Source organism: Streptomyces sp. NRRL S-118 (genome assembly GCF_000716335.1).
Lineage (GTDB): Bacteria > Actinomycetota > Actinomycetes > Streptomycetales > Streptomycetaceae > Streptomyces.
Genome location: NZ_KL591002.1, coordinates 328,444 through 354,869 on the forward strand (window position 1 = coordinate 328,444; position 26,426 = coordinate 354,869).

At 73.8% G+C, this 26,426-nt stretch carries 25 protein-coding genes; 16 read left to right on the forward strand and 9 right to left on the reverse strand.

Annotated elements, in window-relative coordinates; translation table 11 throughout:
• The first annotated feature begins 12 nt into the window (after positions 1-12).
• The 5 genes from IH00_RS0104930 to IH00_RS0104950 all read left to right on the forward strand — a co-directional run bounded on the left by IH00_RS0104930 (position 13) and on the right by IH00_RS0104950 (position 5,604).
• Positions 13-882: a DUF4429 domain-containing protein gene (locus IH00_RS0104930; protein ID WP_031069966.1), complete on the forward strand. Its 870-nt coding sequence runs from the start codon at positions 13-15 to the stop codon at positions 880-882.
• A 344-nt stretch (positions 883-1,226) separates the two neighbouring features.
• The gene (locus IH00_RS0104935; protein WP_031069968.1) at positions 1,227-2,555 is read left to right on the forward strand and encodes a sensor histidine kinase; all 1,329 of its coding nucleotides are present in this window, start codon (positions 1,227-1,229) and stop codon (positions 2,553-2,555) included.
• Positions 2,552-3,226: a response regulator gene (locus tag IH00_RS0104940; protein WP_031069970.1), complete on the forward strand. Its 675-nt coding sequence runs from the start codon at positions 2,552-2,554 to the stop codon at positions 3,224-3,226. Before IH00_RS0104935 ends, IH00_RS0104940 begins: the two co-directional genes overlap by 4 nt.
• Positions 3,227-3,355: 129 nt before the next feature.
• Positions 3,356-4,417, forward strand: coding sequence for an alpha/beta hydrolase (locus IH00_RS0104945; protein ID WP_031069972.1), 1,062 nt, complete (start codon positions 3,356-3,358; stop codon positions 4,415-4,417).
• Positions 4,414-5,604: an acyltransferase family protein gene (locus IH00_RS0104950; RefSeq protein ID WP_031069973.1), complete on the forward strand. Its 1,191-nt coding sequence runs from the start codon at positions 4,414-4,416 to the stop codon at positions 5,602-5,604. Before IH00_RS0104945 ends, IH00_RS0104950 begins: the two co-directional genes overlap by 4 nt.
• A 22-nt stretch (positions 5,605-5,626) precedes the next feature.
• Here IH00_RS0104950 and IH00_RS0104955 read toward each other — a convergent pair whose 3' ends face one another.
• On the reverse strand, positions 5,627-6,646 hold the full coding sequence (locus IH00_RS0104955; RefSeq protein WP_031069975.1) for an aldo/keto reductase: 1,020 nt from the start codon (positions 6,644-6,646) through the stop codon (positions 5,627-5,629).
• Positions 6,643-7,113, reverse strand: coding sequence for a MerR family transcriptional regulator (locus IH00_RS0104960; RefSeq protein WP_031069977.1), 471 nt, complete (start codon positions 7,111-7,113; stop codon positions 6,643-6,645). The genes IH00_RS0104955 and IH00_RS0104960 overlap by 4 nt, the downstream gene beginning before the upstream one ends.
• An 81-nt stretch (positions 7,114-7,194) precedes the next feature.
• Between IH00_RS0104960 and IH00_RS0104965 the strand changes: the two genes are divergently transcribed.
• Complete coding sequence (locus tag IH00_RS0104965) at positions 7,195-8,037, forward strand: serine hydrolase domain-containing protein (RefSeq protein ID WP_031069978.1); 843 nt, start codon at positions 7,195-7,197, stop codon at positions 8,035-8,037.
• 33 nt (positions 8,038-8,070) lie between these two features.
• On the opposite strand, the gene IH00_RS0104970 is transcribed toward IH00_RS0104965, so the two are convergent.
• Positions 8,071-8,727 (reverse strand): pirin family protein, encoded by a 657-nt coding sequence (locus IH00_RS0104970; RefSeq protein WP_031069980.1) that lies wholly within the window; start codon positions 8,725-8,727, stop codon positions 8,071-8,073.
• 96 nt (positions 8,728-8,823) lie between these two features.
• On the opposite strand from IH00_RS0104970, the gene IH00_RS0104975 reads away from it, so the two are divergent.
• The 5 genes from IH00_RS0104975 to fabF all read left to right on the forward strand — a co-directional run bounded on the left by IH00_RS0104975 (position 8,824) and on the right by fabF (position 13,733).
• A complete protein-coding gene (locus IH00_RS0104975) occupies positions 8,824-10,008 on the forward strand; it encodes a PucR family transcriptional regulator (protein WP_031069982.1) in 1,185 nt (394 codons plus the stop codon).
• A gap of 100 nt (positions 10,009-10,108) precedes the next feature.
• Positions 10,109-11,032 (forward strand): ACP S-malonyltransferase, encoded by a 924-nt coding sequence (locus IH00_RS0104980; RefSeq protein WP_031069984.1) that lies wholly within the window; start codon positions 10,109-10,111, stop codon positions 11,030-11,032.
• Positions 11,033-11,059: 27 nt separating this feature from the next.
• On the forward strand, positions 11,060-12,061 hold the full coding sequence (locus IH00_RS0104985; protein ID WP_031069985.1) for a ketoacyl-ACP synthase III: 1,002 nt from the start codon (positions 11,060-11,062) through the stop codon (positions 12,059-12,061).
• A gap of 94 nt (positions 12,062-12,155) precedes the next feature.
• Positions 12,156-12,404: an acyl carrier protein gene (locus tag IH00_RS0104990; RefSeq protein ID WP_031069987.1), complete on the forward strand. Its 249-nt coding sequence runs from the start codon at positions 12,156-12,158 to the stop codon at positions 12,402-12,404.
• A gap of 66 nt (positions 12,405-12,470) precedes the next feature.
• Entirely contained in the window at positions 12,471-13,733 is a 1,263-nt protein-coding gene (gene fabF, locus IH00_RS0104995; RefSeq protein WP_031069989.1) for a beta-ketoacyl-ACP synthase II, read from the forward strand.
• 122 nt (positions 13,734-13,855) lie between these two features.
• Here fabF and IH00_RS0105000 read toward each other — a convergent pair whose 3' ends face one another.
• Positions 13,856-14,350 (reverse strand): DUF3145 domain-containing protein, encoded by a 495-nt coding sequence (locus IH00_RS0105000; protein WP_031069992.1) that lies wholly within the window; start codon positions 14,348-14,350, stop codon positions 13,856-13,858.
• A gap of 265 nt (positions 14,351-14,615) precedes the next feature.
• Between IH00_RS0105000 and IH00_RS0105005 the strand changes: the two genes are divergently transcribed.
• Positions 14,616-15,464: an SGNH/GDSL hydrolase family protein gene (locus tag IH00_RS0105005; protein WP_031069994.1), complete on the forward strand. Its 849-nt coding sequence runs from the start codon at positions 14,616-14,618 to the stop codon at positions 15,462-15,464.
• Here IH00_RS0105005 and IH00_RS0105010 read toward each other — a convergent pair.
• Positions 15,454-17,985, reverse strand: a complete 2,532-nt coding sequence (locus IH00_RS0105010) for a beta-glucosidase family protein (RefSeq protein ID WP_107064401.1) — start codon at positions 17,983-17,985, stop codon at positions 15,454-15,456. The genes IH00_RS0105005 and IH00_RS0105010 overlap by 11 nt on opposite strands.
• 110 nt (positions 17,986-18,095) lie before the next feature.
• On the opposite strand from IH00_RS0105010, the gene IH00_RS0105015 reads away from it, so the two are divergent.
• Both IH00_RS0105015 and IH00_RS0105020 read left to right on the forward strand, forming a co-directional pair.
• Positions 18,096-18,662: a TetR/AcrR family transcriptional regulator gene (locus IH00_RS0105015; RefSeq protein ID WP_031069997.1), complete on the forward strand. Its 567-nt coding sequence runs from the start codon at positions 18,096-18,098 to the stop codon at positions 18,660-18,662.
• Positions 18,663-18,803: 141 nt separating this feature from the next.
• Entirely contained in the window at positions 18,804-20,039 is a 1,236-nt protein-coding gene (locus IH00_RS0105020) for a pyroglutamyl-peptidase I (RefSeq protein ID WP_031069999.1), read from the forward strand.
• Here the strand turns inward: IH00_RS0105020 and IH00_RS0105025 are convergent.
• Both IH00_RS0105025 and IH00_RS0105030 read right to left on the reverse strand, forming a co-directional pair.
• Positions 20,026-20,637, reverse strand: coding sequence for a LysE family translocator (locus IH00_RS0105025; RefSeq protein ID WP_031070002.1), 612 nt, complete (start codon positions 20,635-20,637; stop codon positions 20,026-20,028). The two genes, IH00_RS0105020 and IH00_RS0105025, sit on opposite strands and share 14 nt — an antisense overlap.
• A gap of 6 nt (positions 20,638-20,643) precedes the next feature.
• Positions 20,644-21,474: an EI24 domain-containing protein gene (locus IH00_RS0105030; RefSeq protein WP_031070004.1), complete on the reverse strand. Its 831-nt coding sequence runs from the start codon at positions 21,472-21,474 to the stop codon at positions 20,644-20,646.
• A gap of 68 nt (positions 21,475-21,542) precedes the next feature.
• Here IH00_RS0105030 and IH00_RS0105035 point away from each other — a divergent pair, with 68 nt between their 5' ends.
• Positions 21,543-24,074 carry a M14 family zinc carboxypeptidase gene (locus IH00_RS0105035; protein WP_031070007.1) on the forward strand — a complete coding sequence of 844 codons (2,532 nt, stop codon included), beginning with the start codon at positions 21,543-21,545 and terminating at the stop codon, positions 24,072-24,074.
• 82 nt (positions 24,075-24,156) lie between these two features.
• Here the strand turns inward: IH00_RS0105035 and IH00_RS0105040 are convergent, their stop codons facing one another.
• Entirely contained in the window at positions 24,157-24,579 is a 423-nt protein-coding gene (locus IH00_RS0105040) for an organic hydroperoxide resistance protein (protein WP_031070009.1), read from the reverse strand.
• Positions 24,580-24,644: 65 nt separating this feature from the next.
• Positions 24,645-25,664, reverse strand: a complete 1,020-nt coding sequence (locus tag IH00_RS0105045; protein WP_031070012.1) for an NADP-dependent oxidoreductase — start codon at positions 25,662-25,664, stop codon at positions 24,645-24,647.
• A 91-nt stretch (positions 25,665-25,755) separates the two neighbouring features.
• On the opposite strand from IH00_RS0105045, the gene IH00_RS0105050 reads away from it, so the two are divergent.
• The gene (locus IH00_RS0105050; RefSeq protein ID WP_039946397.1) at positions 25,756-26,226 is read left to right on the forward strand and encodes a MarR family winged helix-turn-helix transcriptional regulator; all 471 of its coding nucleotides are present in this window, start codon (positions 25,756-25,758) and stop codon (positions 26,224-26,226) included.
• Positions 26,227-26,426 lie beyond the last annotated feature (200 nt).

Below are 26,426 nucleotides of genomic sequence, written 5' to 3' on the forward strand. Positions count from 1 at the left end.
ACGATGAGGCGCATGGGTGATGTGCTGGCCGGAATTCATGCCACCTGGGAGTTCGAAACCGATGCCGTGCTCATCCGCTTCGAACGGGGGATACGCGCACCGAAGCTCTTCCAGAGCCTGCGCGAACGTCGCATCCCTCACGAGGCGTTGGCGTCGGTGACCCTCTCCCCGGGCAAGCGCGGCACGGTGGTGCTGCACGCGGTACCGAGAGCGGGCGCCGATCCGCTGATGGAGGCGGCCGCCGGCCAGCTGAAGGAGGGCAGCGACCCCTACCGGCTGGTGCTGCCCGCCGACCGGGAGACCCTCGCCGAGTACTACGCGGACGAGTTGCGCGCCCTGCTCGGCCCGGAGGCGGCGGAGCCCGCCCACCGGTTCCTGGTGGCGGCACCGGAGGGGCCCTTGCAGTTCAAGGCGTACGACGGGAAGGCGTCGTTCGACGGCGGCCAGGTGGCGTTCCGGTGGTTCTGGACGGGGGCGTCGTCGGCCAAGTGGAAGGCCGGCGACCAGACCTTCTCCGTACGGGAGCTGAGCGGGGTCGAGTGGCGCTCCCCGGACGTCTTCGACGGCTACCTGCGGCTGTTGCGGCGCGGGCACGCGGGCGAGATGCAGCCGGCCCAGGCGGACCAGGACCCCGCGGCCGTCGTCTTCGGCCTCGGATACGGGCCGGTGCACGAGTCGCTGCCGTTCGCGGCGGCGGTGCTGGCGGCGGTACGGGCCGCGGACGCGGCCCCCGTCCCCGTGGGCGCCGTGTCCGCGACGGGGCGGCGCGACCCCGCGGACATCGCGGAGCGCATCCGCCACCTCGGGGAGCTCCACCAGGCGGGGCTGGTGACGGACGAGGAGTTCGCCGCGAAGAAGGCGGAACTGCTGGCGGAGCTCTGACCGCGACGGAGGCCCGACCCCGGTTGGCTCCGACCGCGGCAGAGCCCGTAACGCAGCGGAGTTCAGGCCCCGGCGGAGCCCGTGGCGCGGCGAGGTTCAGCCCCCGGCGGTTCGGACCGCGGCCGCCCGCCGACTGCCGTCCGTCGTCGACCGGCGAACCTCGACCGGCGAACCTCGACCGCCGAACCTCGACCGCCGTCCGCCTGCGCCCGCCGTCCCCCGTCCCCGGGAGCTCCGGGGCCCCAGGCGGCGGGCGTGTCATACCCCGGTACCGGGTGGGGCCCGGGCTGCCGGTCTCCGGTATGACGTCGGGGGCACCGGTGGCTGCCTAGGCTGGCAGGGCCATGAAGACCCTTGTCACGCCCCCGCCCCCGCCGCCCGCCCGCCTGCGCGACGCTCTGCGCGCGTCCCTCCGTACCCTCGGCACAGCGCTCGGCACGCCGACCGAGCCCGGCGCGCCGCTGCTCGCGCAGGCCGGGTCGCGCCCGGTGCGGCTGCTGCCGTACGTCGTCGCCGTTGCCCTGGTCGCGTCGCTGCTGCCGGTCACCGTCACCGTCCTCGCCGGCGACTACCAGGTCAACGGCGCGCTCGCCGGCGCGCTCGCCACGGCGCAGACCGCGCCGCTGCTGCTGGCCGTGACCCGGCCGCTGCAAGCGTGGTGGATCATCGGGACGGCCGACGTCCTGGGCGCGCTGGTGCTGCTGGGCGCGGACGGAGTGGGGGACCGGTCGTGGCCGTGGACACCGATGATCGTGGTCGGTTACCTGGGGCTCATGCTGGCCGTCGGGCTGCGCGAGCCGCGGCGGACGCTGCTGGGCGTCTGGCTGGTGACCGGCGCGGCGGGTGGCGCGTTCGAAGTGATCTCGCAGCGGCGCAGCGACGGCATCCACGTGCTGCTTTTCGTACTGACCGGGGTCGTGCTGCTGCTGACGGCGACTCTGCGGGAGCGCGGGGACGCCCAGCGGCGGCTCGCCGAGCAGGAGACCATCAGCGAGGCGGAGCGGGCGCGGCGCACGCTGCTGGAGGAACGCGCCCGGATCGCGCGGGAGTTGCACGACGTGGTGGCCCACCACATGTCGGTGATCACGGTGCAGGCGGATTCGGCGCCGTACCGGATCGAGGGGCTGCCGGAGGCGGCGCGCGAGGAGTTCACGACGATCGCCGCGGCCGCGCGCGAGTCCCTGACGGAGATGCGGCGGCTGCTGGTGGTGCTGCGCAGCGAGGGCGCGGAGGGCGAGCGCGCCCCGCAGCCCGGCCTGGACCGGGTGCAGCAGCTCGTCGAGGCGACGGTACGGGCGGGGGTTCCGGCCGAGTTGTCGCTGCCGGCGGAGCTGGGCCCGGTGCCGCCGGCGGTGGACCTCTCCGCGTACCGGATCGTGCAGGAGGCGCTGGCCAATGTGGTGCGGCACGCGCCGGGGGCGCCGACCCGGGTGTCGGTGACGGTGACGGACGGCCGGCTGACGGTGCTGGTGGTCAACGGCCCGTCCGAGCAGGGTGGTTCGCCGCGGGGGCGTTCGCCCGTGGAGCCGCCCGGGAGCGGTACCGGTCACGGTCTCGTGGGCATGCGTGAGCGCGTACGGTTGACGGGCGGCACGCTGGACACCGGGCCGCTGCCGGACGGCGGCTTCCGGGTCGCGGCCCGGCTGCCGCTGACCGTGAAGGAGCCCGCGTGACCATCCGCGTGATCATCGTCGACGACCAGGCCATGGTGCGGGCGGGGTTCGCCGCGCTGCTGTCGGCGCAGTCGGACATCGACGTGGTGGGCGAGGCGGCGGACGGACGGGCCGGCGTGGCCGTGGCCCGTTCCGCGCACCCGGACGTGGTCCTGATGGACGTCCGGATGCCGGAGATGGACGGGCTGGCGGCGGCGCGCGAGATCCTGTCGCCGCCGGGGGCGTCGCACCGCCCGAAGGTGCTGATGCTGACCACCTTCGACGTGGACGACTACGTGTACGAGGCCCTGCGTGCCGGCGCGTCGGGGTTTCTGCTGAAGGACGCCCCGCCGGCGGACCTGATCTCCGCGGTCCGGGTGGTGGCGGCCGGCGAGGCGCTGCTGGCGCCGTCGGTGACGCGGCGTCTGATAGCCGACTTCGCCGCCTCCCGTCCGGCCCCGCGCCGCGACCGCACCCTGCGCCTGAACGGCCTGACGCCCCGTGAGACGGAGGTCCTGGAGCTGATCGCGCGGGGGTTGTCGAACCAGGAGATCGCGGAGCACCTGGTCCTCGCGGAGCAGACGGTGAAGACCCACATCGGCCGGGTGCTGGCGAAACTGAGCCTGCGGGACCGGGCGCAGGCCGTGATCTTCGCGTACGAGTCGGGCCTGGTCTCTCCCGGCGGGGCGTAGGCGCCCCGGGGGGTACGCCCCCTACTCCGGTATCACTCCGCGGTTGGCTCCGCGGGGTGACGCTCCCTCGGCGGGCGTCCTCCTACCTTCCTCTCGCCGCACAGGACGAAGGAAGCAGAGGGGGGCGCCATGCGCCGGTACAAGAGGACCCTGGTCGCCGTCGGGCTCGCGACGGCGGTCGTCACGGGAACCGCCGGGTGGGCCACCGGGAACGGGCAGCGGCCGGTGACCGGGCCGCCGCCCGGGACGACGGCGTGGCGGGCCGACACGTCGCTGGGGCGTGCGCTGCCCGACCCCGCGAGCGCGGCGCCCCGCGACATCGCCGCCTTCTTCCGCACGCTCACCCCGGAACAGCGGCACGGCCTGGCGCGCCGGCACCCCTCCGTGGTCGGCAACCTCGACGGCGCTCCGGTCGCCCTGCGGTACGAGGCGAACGCCCGGGCGGTACGGCAGGACCCGCGCTGGGCGCACCTCGCCGGGCGGCAGATCCTCGCGTTCGACCCGCGCGGCCGCGGCCAGGTCGCCGAGGTGTACGGGGACCTGCGGCGCAGCCGGCACGTCGCCGTGGTCGTCCCCGGCTCGGACATCGACGCGGGGACGTACGACCGCCCCTCCGATCCGTACGGCACGCCCGCCGGGATGGCCGGGCAGTTGCGCGCCGCGACGGGCGGCCGTACCGCCGTCATCGCCTGGGCCGGGTACACGACTCCCGTCGGCGTGGGCCTCGACGCCGCCGCCGGCGAGCTCGCCGAGGCCGGGGCCGGGCGGCTGACCCGGTTCACCGACGGGCTCGCCGCCACCGGCGCCCCCGCTCCCGCCGTGTTCTGCCACAGCTACGGCTCCGTGGTGTGCGGCCTGGCCGCCCCGCGCCTGAAGGCGAAGGACCTCGTCGTCTTCGGCTCCCCCGGTATGCGCGCCGAGAACGTGGCCGATCTGCGCACCACCGCCCGGGTGTGGGCCGCCAAGGACGCGACGGACTGGATCTCGAAGGTGCCCCACACGCGGTTCCTGGGGCTGGGGCACGGCCCCGATCCGGCCGCCCCCGCGTTCGGCGCCCGGCCGGTGCCGGCTGTCGGCGCCCACGGGCACACCGGCTACTTCGCGCCCGGTACCGATTCGCTGCGGGCCTTCGCCGCCATCGCCGAGGGAACCCTCGCCGAAGGCACCCTCGCCGAGGGGAACGCGCGATGAACCTCGTGGAGCGCATCGAGGCGGGTACGCCCGCGCATCGCGACCGTGCCGTCGACGGGCTGCGCGCCCTGGCCCTGCTCGCCGTGCCGACCGGGCACTGGCTCCTCGGCGGCTTCACCCTCGACTCCGCCGGCGGTCTGCACAACGCCAGCCCGCTGACCGCTTTCGGGTTCTTCGCGCCGCTCAGCTGGGTGCTCCAGATGCTCGGGATCTTCTTCCTGGTGGGCGGGTACGCGTCGGTCCTGTCGTACCGGCGGCGCACCGGCTCGGCGGGCACGTGGCTGCGGGGCCGGCTGGCGCGGCTGGGGCGGCCCGTGCTGGGCGTCACCGCCGTGTGGGCCGTACTGCTGCCGGTGCTGTGGGGGGCCGGCGTGCCCGCCGACACGCTCCGCACCGGTTCGACGCTCGTCGTCCAGCCCCTGTGGTTCGTGGGGGTGTACGCGGTCGTCACGGCGCTGACCCCGCTCTGCGTGCGGGCGGCCCGCCGGTACGGGGTGGGGGCGGCGGCCCCGCTGCTCGGCTCGGTCGCCGCCGTCGACTTCCTGCGCTACGGGCCGTACGCCGAGACGATGCCGTCCTGGCTGGGCTTGCTGAACGTGCTGCCGGGCTGGCTGTTCGCGTACCAGCTCGGCGTGTGCTGGGGTGAGCGGCGGCTGGGCGGGCGGGCGGCGTGGGCGCTGCTCGCCGGTGGCGTGGCGCTGTTCGCCGTGCTGCTGGCCGTCTTCGGCTACCCGGCCTCCATGGTGGGCGTCCCGGGCGAGGCCCGCACCAACTCGCACCCGCCGTCGCTGCTGGTGCTGGCGCTCGCCGCCGCGCAGAGCGGTGCCGCGGTCCTGCTGCGCGACCGGCTGGGCGCCCTGCTGCGGCGGCCCGCGCTGTGGGCGCCGGTCGTGCTGGTCAATCTCTCGGCGATGACGATCCTGTGCTGGCACCAGACGGCGATGCTCGCCGCGGCCGTGCCGGCGTCGCTGACCGCGGGCACGGTGCCGGGCCTGACGACCGCGCCCGACACCCTCGCGTGGGTCGGGGCACGGCTCGCCTGGCTGCCGCTGTTCGCCGGGCTGCTCGTCCTCATCGGACGGTACGCGCGCGGCTTCGAGTCGCCGTGGACGAGGACGGGGACGACCGGGCGGGCGGCGGCGGGACTGCTCGCGGCCGGGTTCGCCGTCTTCGTCCTCGCGGCCTGACGCGACGGCTCGGGGGAAGGGTCTACTCCTCGCGGGCGACGGAGGTGAAGGACATGTCGGGGTAGCGGTCCCCGGCCACCTGCGCGGCGATCGGCTCCAGCAGCGCCAGTTCGTCGGCGCCGAGGGTGATGCGGGTGGCCGCGGCGTTCTCCAGCAGCCGGGCCCGCTTGCGGGTGCCGGGGATCGGTACGACGGTCAGGCCGTGCACGGCCGCCCGCTGCTGCACCCAGGCCAGCGCGATCTGCGCGGCGGTCGCCCCGTGCGCTTCGGCGATCTTGCGGAGGGGCGCGAGCAGTTCGGCGTTGCGGCGGGCGTTGTCGCCGGAGAAGCGGGGCTGGAACTGCCGGAAGTCGCTGCCGGACAGGTCCTTCGCCGCATCGGTGAACGCGCCGGTGAGGAAGCCGCGGCCGAGCGGCGAGTACGGCACGAACGCCACGCCGAGCTCGGCCGCCGCGCCGACCGCGCTGCGCTCGACGTCCCGGCTGAACAGCGACCACTCCGACTGGAGCGCGGTGATCGGGTGCACGGCGTGCGCCTCGCGCAGCTCGGCGCCGGTCACCTCGCTCAGCCCGAGGTGCTTGACCTTGCCCTCCTGCACCAGCTCGGCCATGGCGCCGACGGACTCGGCGAGCGGTACGGCGGGGTCGCGGCGGTGCATGTAGTAGAGGTCGATGACGTCGACGCCGAGGCGGCGCAGGCTGCCCTCGACGGCGGACCTGATGTACGCGCGGTCGTTGCGGACGCTCCGGTGGCGCGGGTCGTCGGTGCGCTCGATCGCGAACTTCGTCGCCAGGGTGATCTCGTCGCGGTGGGCGGCGACGAACGGTGCGAGGAACTCCTCGTTGGCGCCCCGCCCGTAGATGTCGGCGGTGTCGATCAGTGTGACGCCCGCTTCCAGGGCGGCGTCGAGGGTGTCGCGGGCGGCGGCCTCGTCGGTGTCGCCGTAGAACTCGCTGATGCCCATGGCGCCGAAGCCCTGGACGCCCACCTCGGGGCCTCCGTCGGTGCCCAGACGTACTGTCGCGATCTTCTCGATGCTCATGCGGTCCTCTCCGGGGCCCGGTCGCGGGCACCCGCATAGAAGTCGATCTTGTGGTCGAGAACGGCGAGCGTGTCGCGGAGTTCCGCGATCCGCGCCCGCACGTCGGTGCGCGTCCGCTCCAGCAGCTCCTGGCGCTGCTCGAAGGTGTGCTCGCCCTCGCGCACCAGCTCCGCGTACCGCACCATGTCGGCCACCGGCATGCCGGTCAGCCGCAGTTTGCCGACGAACGTGAGCCAGTCCAGGTCCCGGTTGGTGAACCGGCGCTGGCCGGTGTGCGACCGGTCGATGTGCGGCATCAGCCCGATCCGCTCGTACCAGCGCAGCGTGTGGACGGTCAGCCCGGTCCACGCGGAGACCTCGCTGATGGTGTAGTGGTCCCGCCCGTCGGGGCGGGGGTGCGGCGGGGGCGGGGCGGTGCAGAGGCCGGCGGGCGACATCCGTGCGGGGGTGCTCTCGATCACCGTCATGGCCTCCACGCTAAAAGGTTGGAGTGCACTCCAGGCAAGGCCGGATCCGCGGCGCGGCGGCCCGGCGATACGCTCGTACGCATGCAGAGCCTGGCGATGATCGAGAACTGGCCCGTCCCCACCGCGGCCGCCGCCGTCGTCCGCGCGGACGGAACGGTGGCCGGCGCGCACGGCCCCACGGGGCGCCGCTTCCCGCTGGCCTCGGTCACCAAGCCGCTCGCCGCGTACGCCGTGCTGGTCGCGTACGAGGAGGGGGCGGTCGAGCTGGACGAGCCGGCCGGGCCCGAGGGGTCCACGGTGCGGCACCTGCTCGCCCACACGTCGGGCCTGGCGTTCGACGAGCACCGGGTCATGGCGGAGCCGGGGACGCGGCGGATCTACTCCAACGCCGGCTTCGAGGTGCTCGGCGACCACGTCGCGAAGGCGACGGACATCCCGTTCGCGGAGTACGTGCGCCAGGCGGTGCTGGAGCCGCTGGGCATGACGGACACGACGCTGGACGGCTCTCCCGCGAAGGACGGCGTCTCGACGGTCGACGACCTGGTGCGGTTCGCGGCCGAGGTGCAGGCGCCGCGGCTGCTGGACGCGCGCACCGTGCTGGCGGCCATGTCGGTGGTGCACCCGGGGCTGACCGGCATCCTGCCGGGCTACGGCCACCAGCGGCCCAACGACTGGGGTCTCGGCTTCGAGATCCGGGGCTCCAAGTCGCCGCACTGGACGGGGGCTTCGTCGTCGCCGCGGACGTTCGGGCACTTCGGGCAGTCCGGCACGTTCCTGTGGATCGACCCGGACGCCGGGTGGGCGGGCGGGAACGGCCGGGGCGGTGCCTGCGTCGCCCTGACCGACCGGGCCTTCGGGCCGTGGGCGATCGAGGCGTGGCCGCCGTTCACGGACGCGGTGCTGGCGGAGCTGCGCGCCTCCTGAGCGGGGGCCGGGCCGGGCTGCCGGCCCGGGCCGTCAGCCGGTCATCTCCCAGACGAGGACCTCGCACGGCGCGACCGCGGTCAGCTCCAGGCCCTCGGCGCCGGTGATGCGGGCCGCGTCGCCCGGGCCCAGTTCCGCGCCGTCGAGCCGCACCCGTCCGCGGACCACGTGGACGTGGGCGAAGGGCGCGTCCGGCACGGCCGCGCGCTCGCCCGCCGCGGCCAGGCGCCGTACGTGCAGCGTCGCGCCCGCCGCCGGCACGGGGTACGGCGTCGAGTCGTCGATGCCGGACACGGTGGCGTACGACGGCTCCCCGCCGGGCTCCAGCGGCGCGAGCCACATCTGCACGAAGACGAGGGGCGCGTCGCCGTCGTTGCGCTCCTCGTGGCGCACCCCTCCGGCCGCGCTGAGGTGCTGGACGTCGCCGGGGCGGACCACCGTGGCGTGGCCGGCCGAGTCGCGGTGGGTCAGTTCGCCCTCGACGACCCAGGTGACGATCTCGGTGTGGCTGTGCGGGTGCTCGGCGAAGCCGGCGCCGGGGGCGAGGCGCTCCTCGTTGCACGCGAGGAGCGCGCCGAAGCGGAGGTTGTCCGGGTCGTAGAAGCGCCCGAAGGAGAAGGCGTGCAGGGTCTCGATCCCGGCGTCGGGATCGCCCCCGCGGTAGCGGTCGCCAGCGCGCCGTACATCCATCACGGGCCCACCCTAGAACAGGGCTGCCGGGGCGGGGCGGGCGGGGAATCCGGCCCGGCTGGTCACTCCCCCGTCCCGATAAGGCAGTCTTGTCCCGTGCCTGAACCCGCAGCGAACGACGCCCACTCGCATTCCGCGACCCTCAAGCGCCTGGAGCAGTCCTCCGGGCGGCTCGCGGCGAGCGCCATTGCCCGCATGGACGAGACGCTGCCCTGGTACCGGGCGATGCCCCCGGAGAACCGGTCGTGGATCGGTCTGGTCGCCCAGGCCGGTATCGCCGCGTTCACGGAGTGGTTCCGGCACCCGGAGACCCCGCAGGCCATCTCCACGGACGTGTTCGGTACGGCGCCGCGCGAGCTGACCCGGGCGATCACGCTGCGCCAGACCGTCGAGATGGTGCGCACCACGATCGAGGTCATGGAGTCGGCGATCGAGGAGGTCGCGGCGCCCGGCGACGAGTCGGTGCTGCGCGAGGCGCTGCTGGTCTACGCACGGGAGATCGCCTTCGCGACGGCGCAGGTGTACGCCCAGGCCGCCGAGGCCCGCGGCGCCTGGGACGCCCGGCTGGAGTCGCTGGTGGTCAACGCCGTCCTGTCGGGCGAGGCCGACGAGGGCGCCGTGTCCCGGGCGGCCGCGCTGGGGTGGAACTCCCCGGAGCACGTGTGCGTGATCCTCGGCACCGCTCCGGACGGGGACAGCGAACTGACGGTGGAGGCGATCCGGCGCGCGGCCCGGCACGCCAAGCTCCAGGTCCTCACGGGTGTGCTGGGCGACCGGCTGGTGGTGATCGCGGGCGGCAGCGACAACCCGCTGCACGTGGCGAAGGCGCTGATCGGCCCGTACGCGGCCGGGCCGGTCGTGGCGGGCCCGATCGTGCCGGACCTGCTGGCGGCGACCCGGTCCGCGCAGGCCGCGGCGGCCGGATTGAAGGCGTGTACGGCGTGGCAGGATGCGCCGCGCCCGGTGCTGGCGGACGATCTGCTGCCGGAGCGCGCGATCGCCGGTGACCCGTCGGCGCGGGAGCAGCTGGTGGAGGACATCTACAGACCACTGGAGGAGGCCGGATCCGCCCTGCTGGAGACGCTGAGCGTCTACCTGGAGCAGGCGAGCAGCCTGGAGGGTGCGGCGCGGATGCTGTTCGTCCACCCCAACACCGTCCGCTACCGGCTGCGACGTGTGACGGACGTCACCGGATGGTCGCCCTCCGACGTACGGTCGGCCTTCACCCTGCGGATCGCCCTGATCCTGGGGCGGTTGGCCGAAGCAGACATCCAGATGTGACCCGCGCCTAGACTTTTGTCGAAGGCCAACAATTCGCCCGACGGTTCTTCGTCCCAATCTCCACGGGCGCCCAGGACCGTCCACAAGAGAGAGTGTGAGGGTGCTCGTACTCGTCGCTCCCGGCCAAGGCGCTCAGGCGCCCGGCTTCCTGACCCCCTGGCTCGACCTCCCCGGTGCCGCCGACCGTCTCGGCGCCTGGTCCGAGGCCATCGGGCTCGACCTCGTCCACTACGGCACGAAGGCCGACGCGGACGAGATCCGCGACACGGCCGTCGCCCAGCCGCTGCTGGTGGCCGCCGCGCTGCTGTCCGCCTCCGCGCTCGGGGACGTCACCCCGGGTGCCGTGGCCGGTCACAGCGTCGGCGAGATCGCCGCCGCCGCGTTCGCGCGGGTGCTCGACGACACGGCCGCGCTCAGGTTCGTCCGCAGCCGCGGGCTGGCGATGGCGGAGGCCGCCGCCGTCACCGAGACCGGGATGTCGGCGCTGCTCGGCGGCGACCCCGAGGTGACGGTCCCGCACCTGGAGAAGCTCGGCCTGACCGCGGCGAACGTCAACGGCGCCGGGCAGATCGTCGCGGCCGGCACGATGGAGCAGCTCGCCGCGCTGGCGCAGGACAAGCCCGAGGGCGTCCGCCGCGTGGTGCCGCTGAAGGTGGCGGGCGCGTTCCACACGCAGCACATGGCACCCGCCGTGACCGCGCTGCAGCAGGTGGCGGACGAGCTCACGGTGGCCGACCCGGCCGTGCCGTACGTGTCCAACAAGGACGGCCGGACCGTCACCTCGGGCGCCGACGTCGTCGCCCGTCTGGTGGGCCAGGTGGCGAATCCGGTCCGCTGGGACCTGTGCATGGAAACGTTCCAGCAGCTCGGTGCCACCGCGCTGGTCGAGGTGTGCCCCGGCGGGACCCTCGTCAACATCGCCAAGCGCGCCCTGCCGGGTGTGGCGACGCTCGCGCTGAAGACGCCGGACGACCTCGACGCGGCGCGCGAGCTCATCGCCGAGCACGCCCGACCCGCCGCCTGACGCCGCCTGAACAAGGAGCCACAGAGCATGGCGAAGATCAAGCCCAGCCAGGGCGCCCCGTACGCACGGATCATGGGCGTCGGCGGTTACCGTCCGACCCGGGTCGTGCCCAACGAGGTGATCCTGGAGACGATCGACTCGTCCGACGAGTGGATCCGTTCGCGCTCCGGCATCGCCACCCGCCACTGGGCCTCCCCGGAGGAGACCGTGACGGCGATGTCGGTCGAGGCGGCCGGGAAGGCCATCGCGGACGCAGGGCTCACCCCGGAGCAGATCGGCGGTGTGATCGTCTCCACCGTCTCGCACTTCAAGCAGACCCCGGCCGTCGCCACCGAGATCGCCGACAAGATCGGCGCGAAGAAGCCGGCGGCGTTCGACATCTCGGCGGGCTGCGCCGGCTTCGGCTACGGCATCACTCTCGCCAAGGGCATGGTGGTCGAGGGCTCCGCCGAGTACGTCCTGGTCATCGGCGTGGAGCGGCTCAGCGACCTGACCGACCTGGAGGACCGGGCGACGGCCTTCCTGTTCGGCGACGGCGCGGGCGCGGTCGTCGTCGGCCCCGCGAAGGAGCCCGCGATCGGCCCGACCGTGTGGGGTTCGGAGGGCGACAAGTCGGAGACCATCAAGCAGACCGTGCCGTGGACGGACTACCGCGACGGCGAGGTCGAGCGGTTCCCGGCCATCACGCAGGAAGGCCAGGCGGTGTTCCGCTGGGCCGTGTTCGAGATGGCGAAGGTCGCCCAGCAGGCGCTGGACGCCGCCGGTATCACCGCCGCTGACCTGGACGTTTTCATTCCGCACCAGGCCAACATGCGGATCATCGACTCGATGGTGAAGACCTTGAAGCTGCCGGAGCACGTCACGGTCGCCCGTGACGTGGAGACCACCGGCAACACCTCGGCCGCCTCGATTCCGCTCGCGATGGAGCGGCTCCTGGCGACCGGGCAGGCGAAGAGCGGCGACACCGCGCTCGTCATCGGCTTCGGGGCGGGTCTCGTCTACGCCGCGACGGTGGTTACCCTCCCCTAGGCACCAGTCCGGTTCCTTCCGCGGAAGCGGTCCGGACGACCAGCCTCACACCCCCGAGAAACACCCTCTGAGAAACACACCGAAGGAGCGCCACATGGCCGCCACTCAGGAAGAGATCGTCGAAGGTCTCGCGGAGATCGTGAACGAGATCGCCGGCATCCCGGTCGAGGACGTCCAGCTGGACAAGTCCTTCACCGACGACCTGGACGTCGACTCGCTGTCCATGGTCGAGGTCGTCGTCGCCGCCGAAGAGCGCTTCGACGTCAAGATTCCCGACGAGGACGTCAAGAACCTCAAGACGGTCGGCGACGCTGCCGACTACATCCTGAAGCACCAGGGCTGATCGGTCCGCCACCCGGCGGTGGCGCCGCATTCACGCATACCTCATACACGTGGAGAAAGAATTCCTGTGAGCCCGACCAATCGCACCGTGGTCGTCACCGGTATCGGCGCAACCACACCGCTGGGTGGCGACTCCGCCTCGACCTGGGAAGGTCTGCTGGCGGGACGCTCCGGCGTCAAGCCCCTCGAGGGTGACCGCTTCGCCGACATGCCCGTCCGTATCGCGGCCCCCGCGGCCGTCGATCCGGGCGAGGTCCTGCCCCGCCCGCTCGCCCGCAAGCTGGACCGCTCGGCGCAGTTCGCCGTGATCGCGGCGCGCGAGGCGTGGGCCGACGCCGGCTACACCGCGCCCGCGGGCGAGGACGAGAAGATCCGGCCCGAGCGGCTGGGTTCCGTCATCGCCTCCGGCATCGGCGGTGTCACCACCCTGCTCGACCAGTACGACGTGCTGAAGGAGAAGGGCGTACGCCGCGTCTCCCCGCACACCGTGCCGATGCTGATGCCCAACAGCCCCTCCGCCAACGTCGGCCTGGAGGTGAACGCCCAGGCGGGCGTCCACACCCCGGTCTCGGCGTGCGCGTCGGGCGCCGAGGCGATCGGCTACGCGGTCGAGATGATCCGCACCGGCCGCGCCGACGTGGTCGTCGCGGGCGGCACCGAGGCGGCGATCCACCCGCTGCCGGTCGCCGCGTTCGCCAACATGATGGCGATGTCCAAGAACAACGACGAGCCCGAGAAGGCGTCGCGCCCGTACGACAAGGGCCGTGACGGCTTCGTCCTCGGCGAGGGCGCGGGTGTCGTCATCCTGGAGTCCGCCGAGCACGCCGCCGCGCGCGGGGCCCGGGTGTACTGCGAGGTGCTGGGCCAGGGCCTGTCGGCCGACAGCCACCACATCGCGCAGCCCGAGCCGACGGGCCGCGGCATCGCCGCCGCGCTGCAGAACCTGCTGGACACCACCGACCTGAAGCCGTCCGAGGTCGTGCACCTCAACGCACACGCCACGTCCACCCCGCAGGGTGACGTCGCCGAGGTGAAGGCGCTGCGCAAGGTCCTGGGCGACGACCTGGACCACGTCGCCGTGTCGGCCACCAAGTCGATGACGGGGCACCTGCTGGGCGGCGCGGGCGGCATCGAGACCGTCGCGACGGTCCTGGCGCTGTACCACCGCACGGCCCCGCCGACGATCAACGTCGACGAGCTGGACGAGGAGGTCGACGCCGACGTCGTCCGTGACGAGCCGCGCGCGCTGCCGGAGGGCACGATCGCCGCGATCAACAACTCGTTCGGTTTCGGCGGCCACAACGTGGTCCTCGCCTTCCGCACGGTCTGACCTCGCACCACGCGCATGAGGACGGGCCCGCCCCCCGGTCGGGGGCGGGCCCGTCGTCGTGTTCCGGGGCCGTGTCCGCGGGCGGCCGGGACGTGCGGGAGAGGCGGTCCACGCGGGAGGGGTCAGACGACCTGGTGCAGCCAGCGGACGGGGGCGCCCTCGCCTGCGTAGCGGAAGGGCTCCAGCTCGTCGTCCCAGGGCTTGCCGAGCAGTTTGGCGATCTCCGCCTCCAGCTGGGTCTCGCCCTGGGCGGAGCGGGCCAGGGCGGCGCGCAGCCGGTCCTCGGGGACCAGGATGTCGCCGTGGATGCCGGTCACCGCGTGGAAGATGCCCAGGTCGGGCGTGGCGCTGTAGCGCTCGCCCTCCGCGGTGGAGGACGGTTCGGCGGTCACCTCGAAGCGGAGCATCTGCCAGCCGCGCAGCGCGGACGCCAGCTTGGAGGCGGTGCCCGGTTCGCCCTGCCAGGAGAACTCGGCTCTCCAGGTGCCCGGGGAGGCCGGCTGCCGGATCCAGTCGAGCTGGACCCGCGCACCGAGCACGCCCGCCACCGCCCATTCGACGTGCGGGCACAGCGCGCGCGGTGCGGAGTGTACGTACAGGACTCCACGTGTCGTCACCGGGACCTCCAGTGTGGGACGAGGTTCGCCTTTCCCAGCGGCCTCAGTAAACAGCATCGGGAGCGAAACTCCGCAAAAGGGACAGCATGTGACGTGATGTAATTTACCGGAGCCGGTTGGCCGGGGCGCTTCAGGTTCGACGGGGAAAAGCTACCGTGCGCCACGGGGATCGGTATGACGTACGGTCGGTCCCATCGGCCGATGACACCAAGCTTTCACCCGCCAGGACTCCGAGGAAAGGGCCGGGAGGATGCCCGCCATACGCATGCGTTCCGCCGTAGCCATGTGGGTGACGACGGTTGTGGTGGCAGCGGCCGCGCTGACCGGATGCGACACGCCGTCAGAGGGCGGCGCACGCAAGACGTCACCCCGCCCGTCGCCCTCCCCCACGCCCGTGTGGGACCGCAGTCCGGCATCCGTCGCCGCCGTGGGCGACTCCATCACGCGCGGCCTGAACGCCTGCGTCCTGCTGGCCGACTGCCCCGAGGCGTCCTGGGCGACGGGCACCGACGCGCAGGTGAAGAGCCTCGCCACGCGGCTCGGCACCCCGGGCTGGAACTTCGCCCGCTCCGGGGCCCGGATGGCCGAGCTGCCCGGGCAGATGTCGCTCGCCGCCGCGAAGAAGCCCGGCCTGATCACGGTGATGGCCGGGGCCAACGACGCCTGCCGGGACTCGGCCCGGCTGATGACTCCGGTCGCCGACTTCCGCGCCTCCTTCGAGCAGGCCATGCGGGAGCTGCGCAAGGTCTCCCCCACCACGCAGGTCTACGTCTCCAGCGTCCCCGACCTCAAGCGCCTGTGGTCCGAGGGGCGAGGCAACCCCCTCGGCAAGCAGATCTGGAAGCTCGGCCTGTGCCGTTCGATGCTCGCCGACGCCGACGACCTGGGCAGCTCCGCCGAGCAGCGGCGCACCCGGGTCCACGAACGGGTGATGGCGTACAACACGGTCCTGAGGGACGTCTGCGCGAAGGACGCGCGCTGCCGGTACGACGGCGGCGCGGTGTTCGCCTACCGCTTCACCGGTGAGCAGCTGAGCCCGTGGGACTGGTTCCACCCCAGCCGGAACGGCCAGGAGCGGCTGGCGGAGATCGCGTACCGCGTCATCACCTCGTGACGCGCCGCACGGACGGGTCGCCGCCCGCCTCCTTCCGGACCTCCAGAGTGGCGCTCAGCCGGCGGTCCGCGACCGAACGCCCGGCCTGCAGTTCGTACGTCCCCGGAACGACGGTCCACCGTCCCGCTTCCTCGTCCCAGATCTCGAAGGTGCGGCGCGGCAGCGGGATCTCCACGTCCACCGCCTCGCCGGGACCGGCCCCGACGCTCGCGAAGCCGGCCAGCCAGCGCGCCGGGCGCTCGACGGTGTCGGTCATCGGGGCGGCGTAGAGCTGCACGACCTCGCGGCCGCCGCGGGCGCCGGTGTTGCGGACGCGGACGGTGGCGTGCTCCGGGGCGACGTCGAGGGATTCGTACTCCCAGGTGGTGTAGCCGAGGCCGTGCCCGAAGGGGTACGCGGGGCTGGTCCCGGCGCGCTCCCAGGCGCGGTAGCCGATGAAGAGGCCCTCGGTGTAGGCGAGGGTGCCGTCGGTGGGGGTGACCTCGGTGACCGGGGCGTCGGCGAGGGCGGCCGGCCAGGTGGTGGGCAGGCGGCCGCCCGGCTCCTCGGCGCCGAGCAGGACGTCGGCGAGGGCGGCGCCGCCCTCCTGGCCGGGGAACCAGCTGAGCAGGACGGCCGCGACGTCGTCGCGCCAGTCCATCTCGACCGGGGATCCGGCGTTGACCACCACGACCGTGTCGGGGTTGGCGGCGGCGACGGCCCGGACGAGCTCGTCCTGGCGGCCGGGCAGCCTCAGGTCGCGGCGGTCGAACCCCTCGGACTCGACGCGCTCGGTGGTGGCGACCACGACGACCGCCGTGTCGGCGGCGCGGGCGGCCTCGACGGCCTCGGCGATCAGCTCGTCGGGGTCGCGGCGCGGGCCGAGGTGGACGAGTGAGAACAGAACGCCGGGCAGTGGCGCCGCGGGGGCGCGGTCGAGCGGGTGCAGGAGGGACACCTCGACGGCGACGTCCTGGGTGAGGGCGACTCTTCCGCGTTCGGTGGGGGCGCCGAAGAGCGCCTCGAACGGGTCGGCCTGGTCACCCATCCCCTGGACGCCGTCGTAGAGGGTCTCGCCCGCGACGGTGAGCGTGAAGGCGCCGAGCCCGCGCGTGCCGAAGGAGTGCTCGCCGCTCTCGCGGGGCGTGAACGTGCCGGTGATCTCGACGCTGTGCAGGGTGTCGTGGGTGACGCCGTCGGGCAGGTCGTCGCCGATCCACCGGACCTGGCCACTGGGCAGCGGCGCGGTGCCGACGACGGTGCCCCGGGCGTCGCGGCAGACGGCCCGCAGCGTGAAGCCCGGCCCCGCGGGCGCCGGTTCGTCGCTGGGGTCGGCGCCGGTCGCGTAGGTCAGCGCGCCGGGCGGGAGGGCGGCGGTGAGGCCGTCGAGCGGGGAGACGACGTGGTCGGGGAAGACCTGGGCGGAGCCGCCGCCGAGGATCCGGGCGTCGCGGGCGGCGGCGCCGATGAGGGCGACCGTGCGGCCGGGTGCGACGGGCAGGGCGCCGCGGTCGTTGCGCAGCAGGACGAAGGAGCGGTGGGCGATCTCCCGGGCGAGGGCGTCGCCGTCGAGGGGCTGCGGCGGTTCGGTGACGGCCGGCCGCACGCCGTCCAGGGCGCCGACGCGGGCGGCCAGGCGCAGCACGTTGCGCACGGCCGCGTCGACGGCGCTCTCGTCGGCCTCGCCAGCCCGGACGGCGGCGGCGAGGGCCTCGCCGTACACGGTGCGGGGGCCGGGCATGGCGACGTCGAGGCCGCCCGCGAGGGCGCGCCCGGTGTCGCGGGCGGCCATCCAGTCGGAGACGTTGCAGCCGTCGAAGCCCCATTCGGCGCGCAGGACCTCGTTCACCAGATGGTGGTGCTCCGTCATGGTGCAGCCGTTGACCTGGTTGTACGCGGTCATGATGCCCCAGGGGCGGGCGTTCTCGACGATCGCCTCGAAGGGGGCGAGGTAGAGCTCGCGCAGCGGGCGGCCGGCGATCGTGTTGTCGACGGTGAAGCGGTCGGTCTCGGCGTCGTTGGCGACGAAGTGCTTGACGGTGGTGGCGACCCCGCCGTCCTGGACGCCGAGGACGTACCCGGTGCCGATCGCGCCGGTGAGGAACGGGTCCTCGCTGTAGGCCTCGAAGTGGCGGCCGCCCAGCGGGGAGCGGTGCAGGTTGACGGTGGGGGCGAGCAGGACGTGCACGCCCTTGCGGCGGGCCTCCTGGGCGAGGAGCCGTCCGGCGCGGCGGGCGAGGGCGGGGTCCCAGGTGGCGGCCAGGGCGGTGGGCGACGGCAGGGCCACCGACGGGTCGTCGGCGGTCCAGCGCACCCCGCGCACGCCGACCGGGCCGTCGGACAGGACGACGGAGGCGAGGCCGATCTCGGGGAGGGCCGGCAGCGACCACATGTCCTGACCGGCCAGGAGCCGCGTCTTCGCGTCCAGGTCCAGCTTGCCGAGCGCGGCCTCCACGGCCGCTTCGCGGGCCTGCTCCTGGGGAGGTTCGTGTCCCGTCACCGTGGTGCCTCCTCGTCGGGGTGCTGCTGCGGTGCCGCTCATGGTGGCGCACCTACCGGTGGATCGGTAGTTTTCGTTATCTTCCCGTGATACACGTCTTCCCGCATGCCGTACGGTCTGACGCGCAGCGACATGACGAAGGGACCAGGGCGATGGCAGCGGCCAGGGCCAGGAGCGGGGAGCGGCGGGCGGAGATCCTGCGGGCCGCCCTCGAAGTGATCGCCGAGCGCGGCTACCGGGGCGCGACCCTGGGTGCGGTCGCCGAACGGGTCGGCCTCACCCAGCAAGGGCTCCTGCACTACTTCCCCACCAAGGAGGCGCTCCTGGTCGCGGTCCTGGAGGAGCGCGACCAGTGGGACACGGGCGGCGGCACGAGGGAGGGCTGGCGACTGGACCTGCTGGGCTCCCTGGTGGACTACAACGCCATGCGGCCGGGCATCGTGCAGACCTTCTCGGCCCTGCTCGGCGAGAGCGTGACGGAGGGTCACCCGGCGCGCGCGTTCTTCACCCGGCGCTACGCCCAGGTGCGCGAGGAGATGGCGAGCGTCCTGCGGGCCGAGTACGGGGACCGGCTGCCGGGCGGGCTGACGCCGGAACAGGCGGCGCCGCTGCTGACGGCGGTGATGGACGGGTTGCAGTACCAGTGGCTGCTGGACCCCGAGTCGGTGGACATGCCGGCTGCTTTCCGGGACTTTCTGGGGCTGTTGGGCGCGCGGTAGCGTGCCGGGACCCGACGGAAGGATGGCTTCCCCGTGTCCCGTGCATCCCGTGTGCGCCGTGCGACCACCGCGTCCGCCGCGACCACTGAGCCGCCGAAGGCCGCCGCCCGCGCCACGTCCTGGCCGGCCCGTGCGCCCCGTGTGCTCCCCGCGGCCCGGTTAGGCGCGGCCCTGCTGGCGCTGCCGGCCCTCGCCCTCGCCGCTCCGGGCCCCGCGTCGGCGGCCGCGCCGCCCGTCGCGCCCCCCACCGCCGAGGAGGCGCGCCTCGACAGGGCCGTGCCGCAGGAGATCCTGCGGCGCAGCGGATTCGGCACCGCGGCGGCGGAGTTCGGTGACGCCCTGCACGCCTCGCGCTCGTACGGGGCGGCCGAGCGCGCCGTCGTACGGCACGGCGCCCGCCTGTGGCAGCGGGCGGTGGACCGGGTGCAGGGGCGCGGCCCCGCCGGGGGCGACCTGAGCCGGGACGACGACCGCCCGCTGTACTGGGCGCGGCTGTCCCTGACCCGGGAACTGCGGGCGTGGCAGCCCGCCTTCGGCCTGCCGGCCGACGCGCGGGCCCGGCTCCTGGAGCGGCTGGAGACCGCCTCCCGCGGCCAGGACGCGATCCGCTTCCCGCCCGGCAAGGGCGTCAAGCGCGTCCTCGTGACGGGGTTCGACCCCTTCACGCTGGACCGCGACGTCCGCATCAGCAACCCGTCGGGGGCGGCGGCCCTGGCCCTGGACGGCACGCTGGTCCGCACGGCGGACGGGACGCCGGCCCGGATCGAGACGGCCGTCTTCCCGGTCCGCTGGCAGGACTTCGCGGACGGCACGGTCGAACGCACCCTGCGCCCGCACCTGCCGAGCGTGGACCTCTTCACGACGGTGAGCCAGGGCCGCCCCGGGCGCTTCGACATCGAGCGGTTCAACGGCGCCTGGCGCGGCGGCTTCGCCGACAACGAGAACCTCTCGTCCACCGGACCCGTGCCGGTCGCCGACCCGGCCTCGCAGCCGCAGTGGACGACGACGACCCTGCCGTACGGGGCCATCGTGGCGGCGGACACGGGACGCTTCCCGGTGTACGACAACACCACGGTGACCGAGGTGCCGCAGGGCGGGACGGCCCCGGTGGTCCGCCCGGCCGGCCCGACGCCCGGGTCCGCCGCCCGCGCGGGCGGCGGCGGTGACTACCTCTCCAACGAGATCGCCTACCGCGCCACCCTGCTGCGCGACCGGCTGGGGCGGCCGGACCTGCCCGGCGGCCATGTGCACACCCCGGTGCTCCGGTTCGGCGCGGGCAACACGGACGCGGTGACGGACCCCGAGTTCCTGCGCAACCGCGCCGACATCACGGCGCAGGTGCGGGCGATCGTCGCGGTGGCGCTCAGGGGGAGGTGACGCCGAGCGTCACGCCCAGGCCGACCAAGGTGGCGCCGATCGTGCGGTTCAGGGCCTTCTGGGCCCGGAGCAGGGAGGTGCGCAGGCGGGTGCGGGAGAAGAAGAGGGCCACCAGGGCGAACCAGCCCAGGTGCGCCAGCGACATGAACATCCCGTACCCCGCCTGCTGCCACAGCGGGGTGTCCGGACCGACGACCTGGGTGAAGGTGGAGACGACGAAGAGCGTGGTCTTGGGGTTCAGGACGTTGGTCAGGAATCCGGTGCGCAGCGCGCCCCACCGGGACAGCGCCGCCTTGGTCCCGAGGTCGACGGTGACGTCCGCGCGGGCGAAGAAGGTGCGCTGGCCGATGTAGACGAGGTACGCCGCACCGGCGAGCTTGATGGCGGTGAACAGCGCGGTGTGCGCGGCGATCAGCAGGCCGACGCCCAGCATCGTGTACGTGACGTGGACCAGGACGCCCGCCGCGACGCCCGCCGCGGCGAAGAGACCGGTCGGGCGGCCGTACAGGCAGCTGTTGCGCACGACCATGGCGAAGTCGGCGCCCGGGCTGATGACGGCGAGGACGGTGATGGCCGCCACGGCGATCAGCTCCGTCATCGCGGTTCAGCCTTTCCGGGTGCTGTACGGAGCGGCCGGGGCGGGTGCCTGCGGACCGGAGGCGTCCGACCGGGGAGCGGCCGGGTCCGCGTCCCGCTCCGCCGGGGCGGTCAGGTCGCGGACCAGCAGGGTCGCGCCCGCCACCGCGCCCGGCATCAGGAACACCGCGACGAACGGGACCAGGTAGGAGAGGGCCAGCGGGACGCCGAACCCGAGCGTGAGCATGCGGCGGCCGCGCAGCAGCGCAAGGCGCTCCTTGAGTTCGACGCCGCGCCGCTGGAGCGCGACCGCGGTGAGCTCCTCGGCGAGGAAGTAGCCCGAGACGCAGATGCCGAGCACCGGGACGACGGTCTGCCCGACGACCGGGATGAACCCGAGGGCGAAGAGGAGGATGCCGTAGAAGGCCACCCGGACCAGGATGCGCAGGCTGTCGCGGGCGGAGATCCACAGCTCGCGCCAGAGCGGCAGGCCGGACCGGGGAACGTCACCGCCCTCGCTGCGGTCGACCGCCTCGGAGAGCGACTCGTAGAAGGGCTGCCCCACGAGGAGCGTCACGGCGGTGAAGGTGATGACCGCCAGGAACAGGCCGAAGGCGAACACCAGAACGGTCAGGAAGCCGCGCACCAGGCCCTGCCAGGGCGACGACCAGTCGTCCGCGAAGGGGGTCGCCCACGCGGTCAGGCCGTCGGCGCCGTACACCAGGCCCACCAGCGCCCCCGCGTACAGCACCAGCGTGACCAGGCCGGGCAGCAGCCCGAAGCCGAACCACCGTCCGTGCCGGCCGACCCACCGCTGGCCCTTCATCACATACCCGAAGCCCACACTGAGATCACGCATACGGGTCAGCCTATCGGGCGGCCAGGCGCTCTTGTTGTCATGGAGCGGACAGGGTAGACCCTCCCTGCATGGCCATACCGAGACGTTTCCTCATCGGCGCCACCGCCTTCGCGGGGGCACTGCTCCTCCTGCCCCCGCCGGCCGTCGCCGTCCCCGGCCCCGGCGCGGCCGCGCCCGCTCCCGTACGGCGAGGGGGCGAGGAACTCGCCCGGCCGGCGCCGCTCGCGGCCGGGGCCGAGCCCGGCGCGGCGGCCCGGGACGCGGCGGCCGTCATGCGCGCGCAGGGCGGTTATCCGCGCCGCACCGTCCTCGACGCACCGCCCGTGGATCCCGCCGACGCCTCCGTCAAGCTGGGCCTCGCGCCCTACCACTCCCTGGCGCCCCGGCTGAACGCCCTCCAGCGGCTGGGCGACCGCGTCAGCGTGGAGGTCGCCGGGCGGTCCGCCGGGGGGCGCCAGCTGTACCTGGTGACCGTCACCGCGCCGGAGAGCGCCCGGCAGGTGCGCGAGCAGGCGCGGATGCGCGAGCTCATCGAGAACGCGCCCGCCGCCGCGGCCAAGGACCCGCGCGTCAAGGCCGCGTACAAGACGCCCGTCTTCCTCAACAACAACATCCACGGCAACGAGTGGGAGGGCACCGACGCCGCGCTGCGGCTGGTCGAGGAGCTCGCGACCGCCCGGGACGCCGGGACCGCCCGGCTGCTGCGCACCACGCGGCTGTACATCAACGTCACGGCCAACCCCGACGGGCGGATCGCCGGCACCCGCGCCAATGCCGCCGGGTTCGACCTGAACCGCGACTTCATCACCGCCTCGCAGCCCGAGACCCGCGCGGTGCGGCGGATCGCGATCGACAAGCAGCCGGCCGTCATGCTCGACCTGCACGGGTACGTCAACGGCACGCTGATCGAGCCGACGACCCCGCCGCACGGCGAGAACTACGAGTACGACCTGTTCCTGAAGCACTCCTACGCCAACGCCCTCGGCATGGAGGCGCGGGTGAACGGGCTCGGCTGGACGCCCGGCCGGGACGGGGTCGAGCCGGCCGTCATCCCCTTCCGCGACCAGCAGGAGGGGTGGGACGACTGGCCCCCGATCTTCACCCCGCAGTACATGCCCTTCCACGGCGCGGTCGCCGCGCACACCATCGAGTTCCCGCTGACGGTGAACAACTCCGCCTACTCCTCCCTGCCCGTCGCCGAACTGCGCCGCCGGGCCGCGATCAACACCGGCATCGCCGGCGCGGCGATGCGTGCCGCGCTGGACTACGCGTACGCCCACCGCACCTCCCTGATCGCCGACCAGATCGAGGTCTTCCGGCGGGGCGCCGCCGGGGAGGCGCAGCGGCCGGTGTCGGAGGAGACCGTGCCGGGCGTGCCCGGCATCGGGCCCGAGGACGTCTACACGACCACCTTCCCGCGGGCGTACGTCATCCCGGTGGGCACGGGCCAGCGTTCGGCGGTGGCCGCGGCGCGGCTGGTGGACCACCTGCTCGCCAACGACGTGCGGGTGGGGCGTGCCGAGCGGGACTTCCGGGCGGCCGGGCGGGCCTACCCGGCCGGGTCGTACGTCGTCGACATGCGCCAGCCCAAGCGCGGTCTCGCACAGGCGATGCTGGCGGAGGGCCGGGACATCAGCGCGGGCGTGTCCGCGATGTACGACATCTCGGGCTGGAGCCTGGCGCTGCTGTGGGGCGCCACCGTGGACGAGGTGCGGGACGCCGCGCCGCGCGTACCGGTGCGGCCGGTGCGGGCGGCCCGCGCGACCGGGCACGTCGCCGCGTCCGGGGACCTGAGGCTGTCGCTCACCGACCCCGGCGAGGTCGCGGCGCTCAACGCGCTGCTCGCGCAGGGCGTCCGGGTGCGCCGGGCCGAGGACGGCTCGGCGGTCGTGCCCGGTGCGGCGCGGGGCGCGGCGCGCGTCCTGGCCGAGCGGCTCGGCGTGCGGTTCGAGGCGGCGCGGGAGCGGGGCGGCGAGCCGCTGCGGCGGACGCGGGTGGCGGCGGCGCTGACGGCCGGTGAGCGGTTCGCCCTGCGGGAGATGGGCTTCGAGGTGCTGCCGGTGTCGACGGCCACGCTGAACGCGGGCTTCGACTGGTCGCGGGCGGACGTGCTGTACGTCTCGGCCGGGCTCGACTACACCGGGCTGACCCCGGCCGCGCGGGCCGCGTTCCACGCGAGCGGCATCGGCGTGGTCGGCGTCGGCAGCGGCGGTGCGGCGTTCAACGCGGCGGCCGGACTGCTCGCGGCCACCGCGGTGGCGGGCAACGGTGACGCCAACGGCGTGGTGCGGGTGGCGGGCGCGCGCGGTGACGCCCTCACGGCGGGCGCTCCGGCGCACGCGTTCGTCTACGCGCCGGTGTGGTTCACGGCCCTCGGTGAGGACGTGCGCGTGCACCAGTCGTACGCCCCGGGGCGCCTGCTCGTGGCGGGGCACTGGCGGCCGGACGGCGACGGGACGGGCGGGCCGGCCGACGCGGCGGGCCGCGCCTCGGTGGTCGGCGGTCCGGGTGTCGTGCTGTTCGGCACGCAGCCGCTGTTCCGGGCGCACCCCAAGGGGCTGGCGGCACAGGTGGGACGGGCGCTGCTGACCACGCGCTGAACACGGCGAGGGCCGCACCCCCGGTTGCGGGGTGCGGCCCTGTCGTCCGGAGCCGTGGGACGGCCCGTACGGATACGCTCGGTCAGACCGCGAGCTCGACGGTGATGTTGCCGCGGGTCGCCTTGGAGTACGGGCAGACCTGGTGGGCCTTCTCGATGAGCTCCTTGGCGGTGGCGGCACTCACGTTCGGGATCTTCGCCGAGATCTTGACGATGATGCCGAAGCCCTCGGCGTTCTTGCCGATGCCCACCTCTGCGGTGACCGTCGAACCGGAGATGTCGGCGCCCTCCTGGCGGGCGACGACACCGAGCGCACCCTGGAAGCAGGCGCTGTAACCGGCCGCGAACAGCTGCTCCGGGTTCGTTCCCTCACCCGAACCGCCCATCTCCTTGGGCGGGTTGACCACTACGTCGAGCTTGCCGTCGTCGGTGGAGACGCGGCCGTCACGGCCGTTCTCGGCGGTGGCGACAGCGGTGTACAGGACGTCGGACTGCTGAATGGACATGTAAGAGGTTTCCTCCTGTGTTGCGCCGCGACTCGCGCCCACGGTCACGGCGGCCTGGAGTGAGCCTAGCGGGTGAGCGAAACGATCATCTTGCCGGTGTTCTCGCCCCGCAGCATGCCGAGGAAGGCGTCGACGCCGTTCTCCATGCCCTCGACGACGGTCTCGTGGTACTTGAGCTCGCCGGAGGCCAGCCAGCCGGCGACGTCCTGGACGAACTGCGGCCGCAGCGCGGCGTGGTCGTTGACCAGCATGCCCTGGAGGCGCAGCCGCTTGCCGATGACCATGGCCATGTTGCGCGGGCCGGGGGTCGGTTCGGTGTCGTTGTAGCCGGCGATCATGCCGCAGATGGTGACGCGGCCGTGGACGTTGAGCCGGGAGATCGCGGCTTCGAGGTGCTCGCCGCCGACGTTGTCGAAGTAGACGTCGATGCCGTCGGGCGCGGCCTCCTTGAGCTGCTCGGCGACGGGGCCGTTCTTGTAGTTGAAGGCCGCGTCGAAGCCGTACTCCTCGGTGAGGAGCTTGACCTTCTCGTCGGAGCCGGCCGAGCCGATGACCCGGGAGGCGCCCCGGAGCTTGGCGAGCTGGCCGACCTGGCTGCCGACGGCGCCGGCGGCACCGGAGACGAAGACCGCGTCGCCCTCCTTGAAGGAGGCGGTCTCGAAGAGGCCCGCGTACGCGGTCATGCCGGTCATGCCGAGGACGCCGAGGTACGCGGAGAGCGGGGCGATGGTGCCGTCGACCTTGGTGGCGTGCTTGGCGTCGAGCTCCGCGTACTCGCGCCAGCCCAGACCGTGCAGCACGTGGTCGCCGACCGCGAAGCCCTCGGCGCCGGAGGCGATGACCTCGCCCACCGCGCCGCCGTCCATGGGGCGGTCGAGCTGGAACGGCGGCACGTACGACTTCACGTCGTTCATGCGGCCGCGCATGTACGGGTCCACGGAGAAGTGGAGGTTGCGGACCAGGATCCGGCCCTCACCGGGCTCGGTGACCGGCGCCTCACGCAGGGCGAAGTCCTCCGGCTTCGGCCAGCCGTGGGGGCGGGCGACGAGATGCCATTCACGGCCGGACGCGGGAAGTGCGGACATGGCGCGGTTCCTCCTAGAATTGCTTCACTATCTGAAACAACCATGGGCCTGGATATTTCATGTTGTCAAGTAACCCGTTATCCTGATGCGCATGGCCAGCAGCACAGGAAGACCCGGCACGGACCCGCTCACCTGCGAGGTGGTCGAGCTCATCGGCACCATCGTGGCCCGCTACCACGAGGAGTACGAGCAGGCCGCGGCGGAGCACTCCCTCACCGGCGCGCAGGCGCGGGTCCTGGGGCTGCTGACGCTCGCCCCGGTCCCGATGCGCCACATCGCCACGTCACTGCGGTGCGAGCCGTCGAACGTCACCGGCATCGTCGACCGGCTGGAGTCGCGCGGACTGGTCGAGCGCCGCCCGGACCCGGCGGACCGCCGCGTGAAGCTGGCGGCCGCGACCGACGAGGGCCGCGCCACCGCACGCCGCCTGCGGGACGCACTGCACTTCGCCCGCGAGCCGCTCGCCGCCCTGTCGGAGGACGAGCGGACGTCGCTGCGGGACCTGCTGCGCCGGATGCTGGACTCCCCCGCGGCGGGCCCCGCGGGACCCGCCGCCGGCTGAGGAGTCCCCTGGCGGGTGCGGCGGGGACGCTGCCGAGCTGCCGGTCCGGCGCGGCCCGGGACGGTCCACGGGAGGGGGTGGTCGTGCGAAGTCCGCTGGGGACACCCGACCGGCGCTGGGCCGGAGGGCGTCACGCGGAGCCCGCTGATCTCGCCGCGGCCCGGGACGGTCCGCGGGAGGGGGTGGTGATGCGCCGGGCT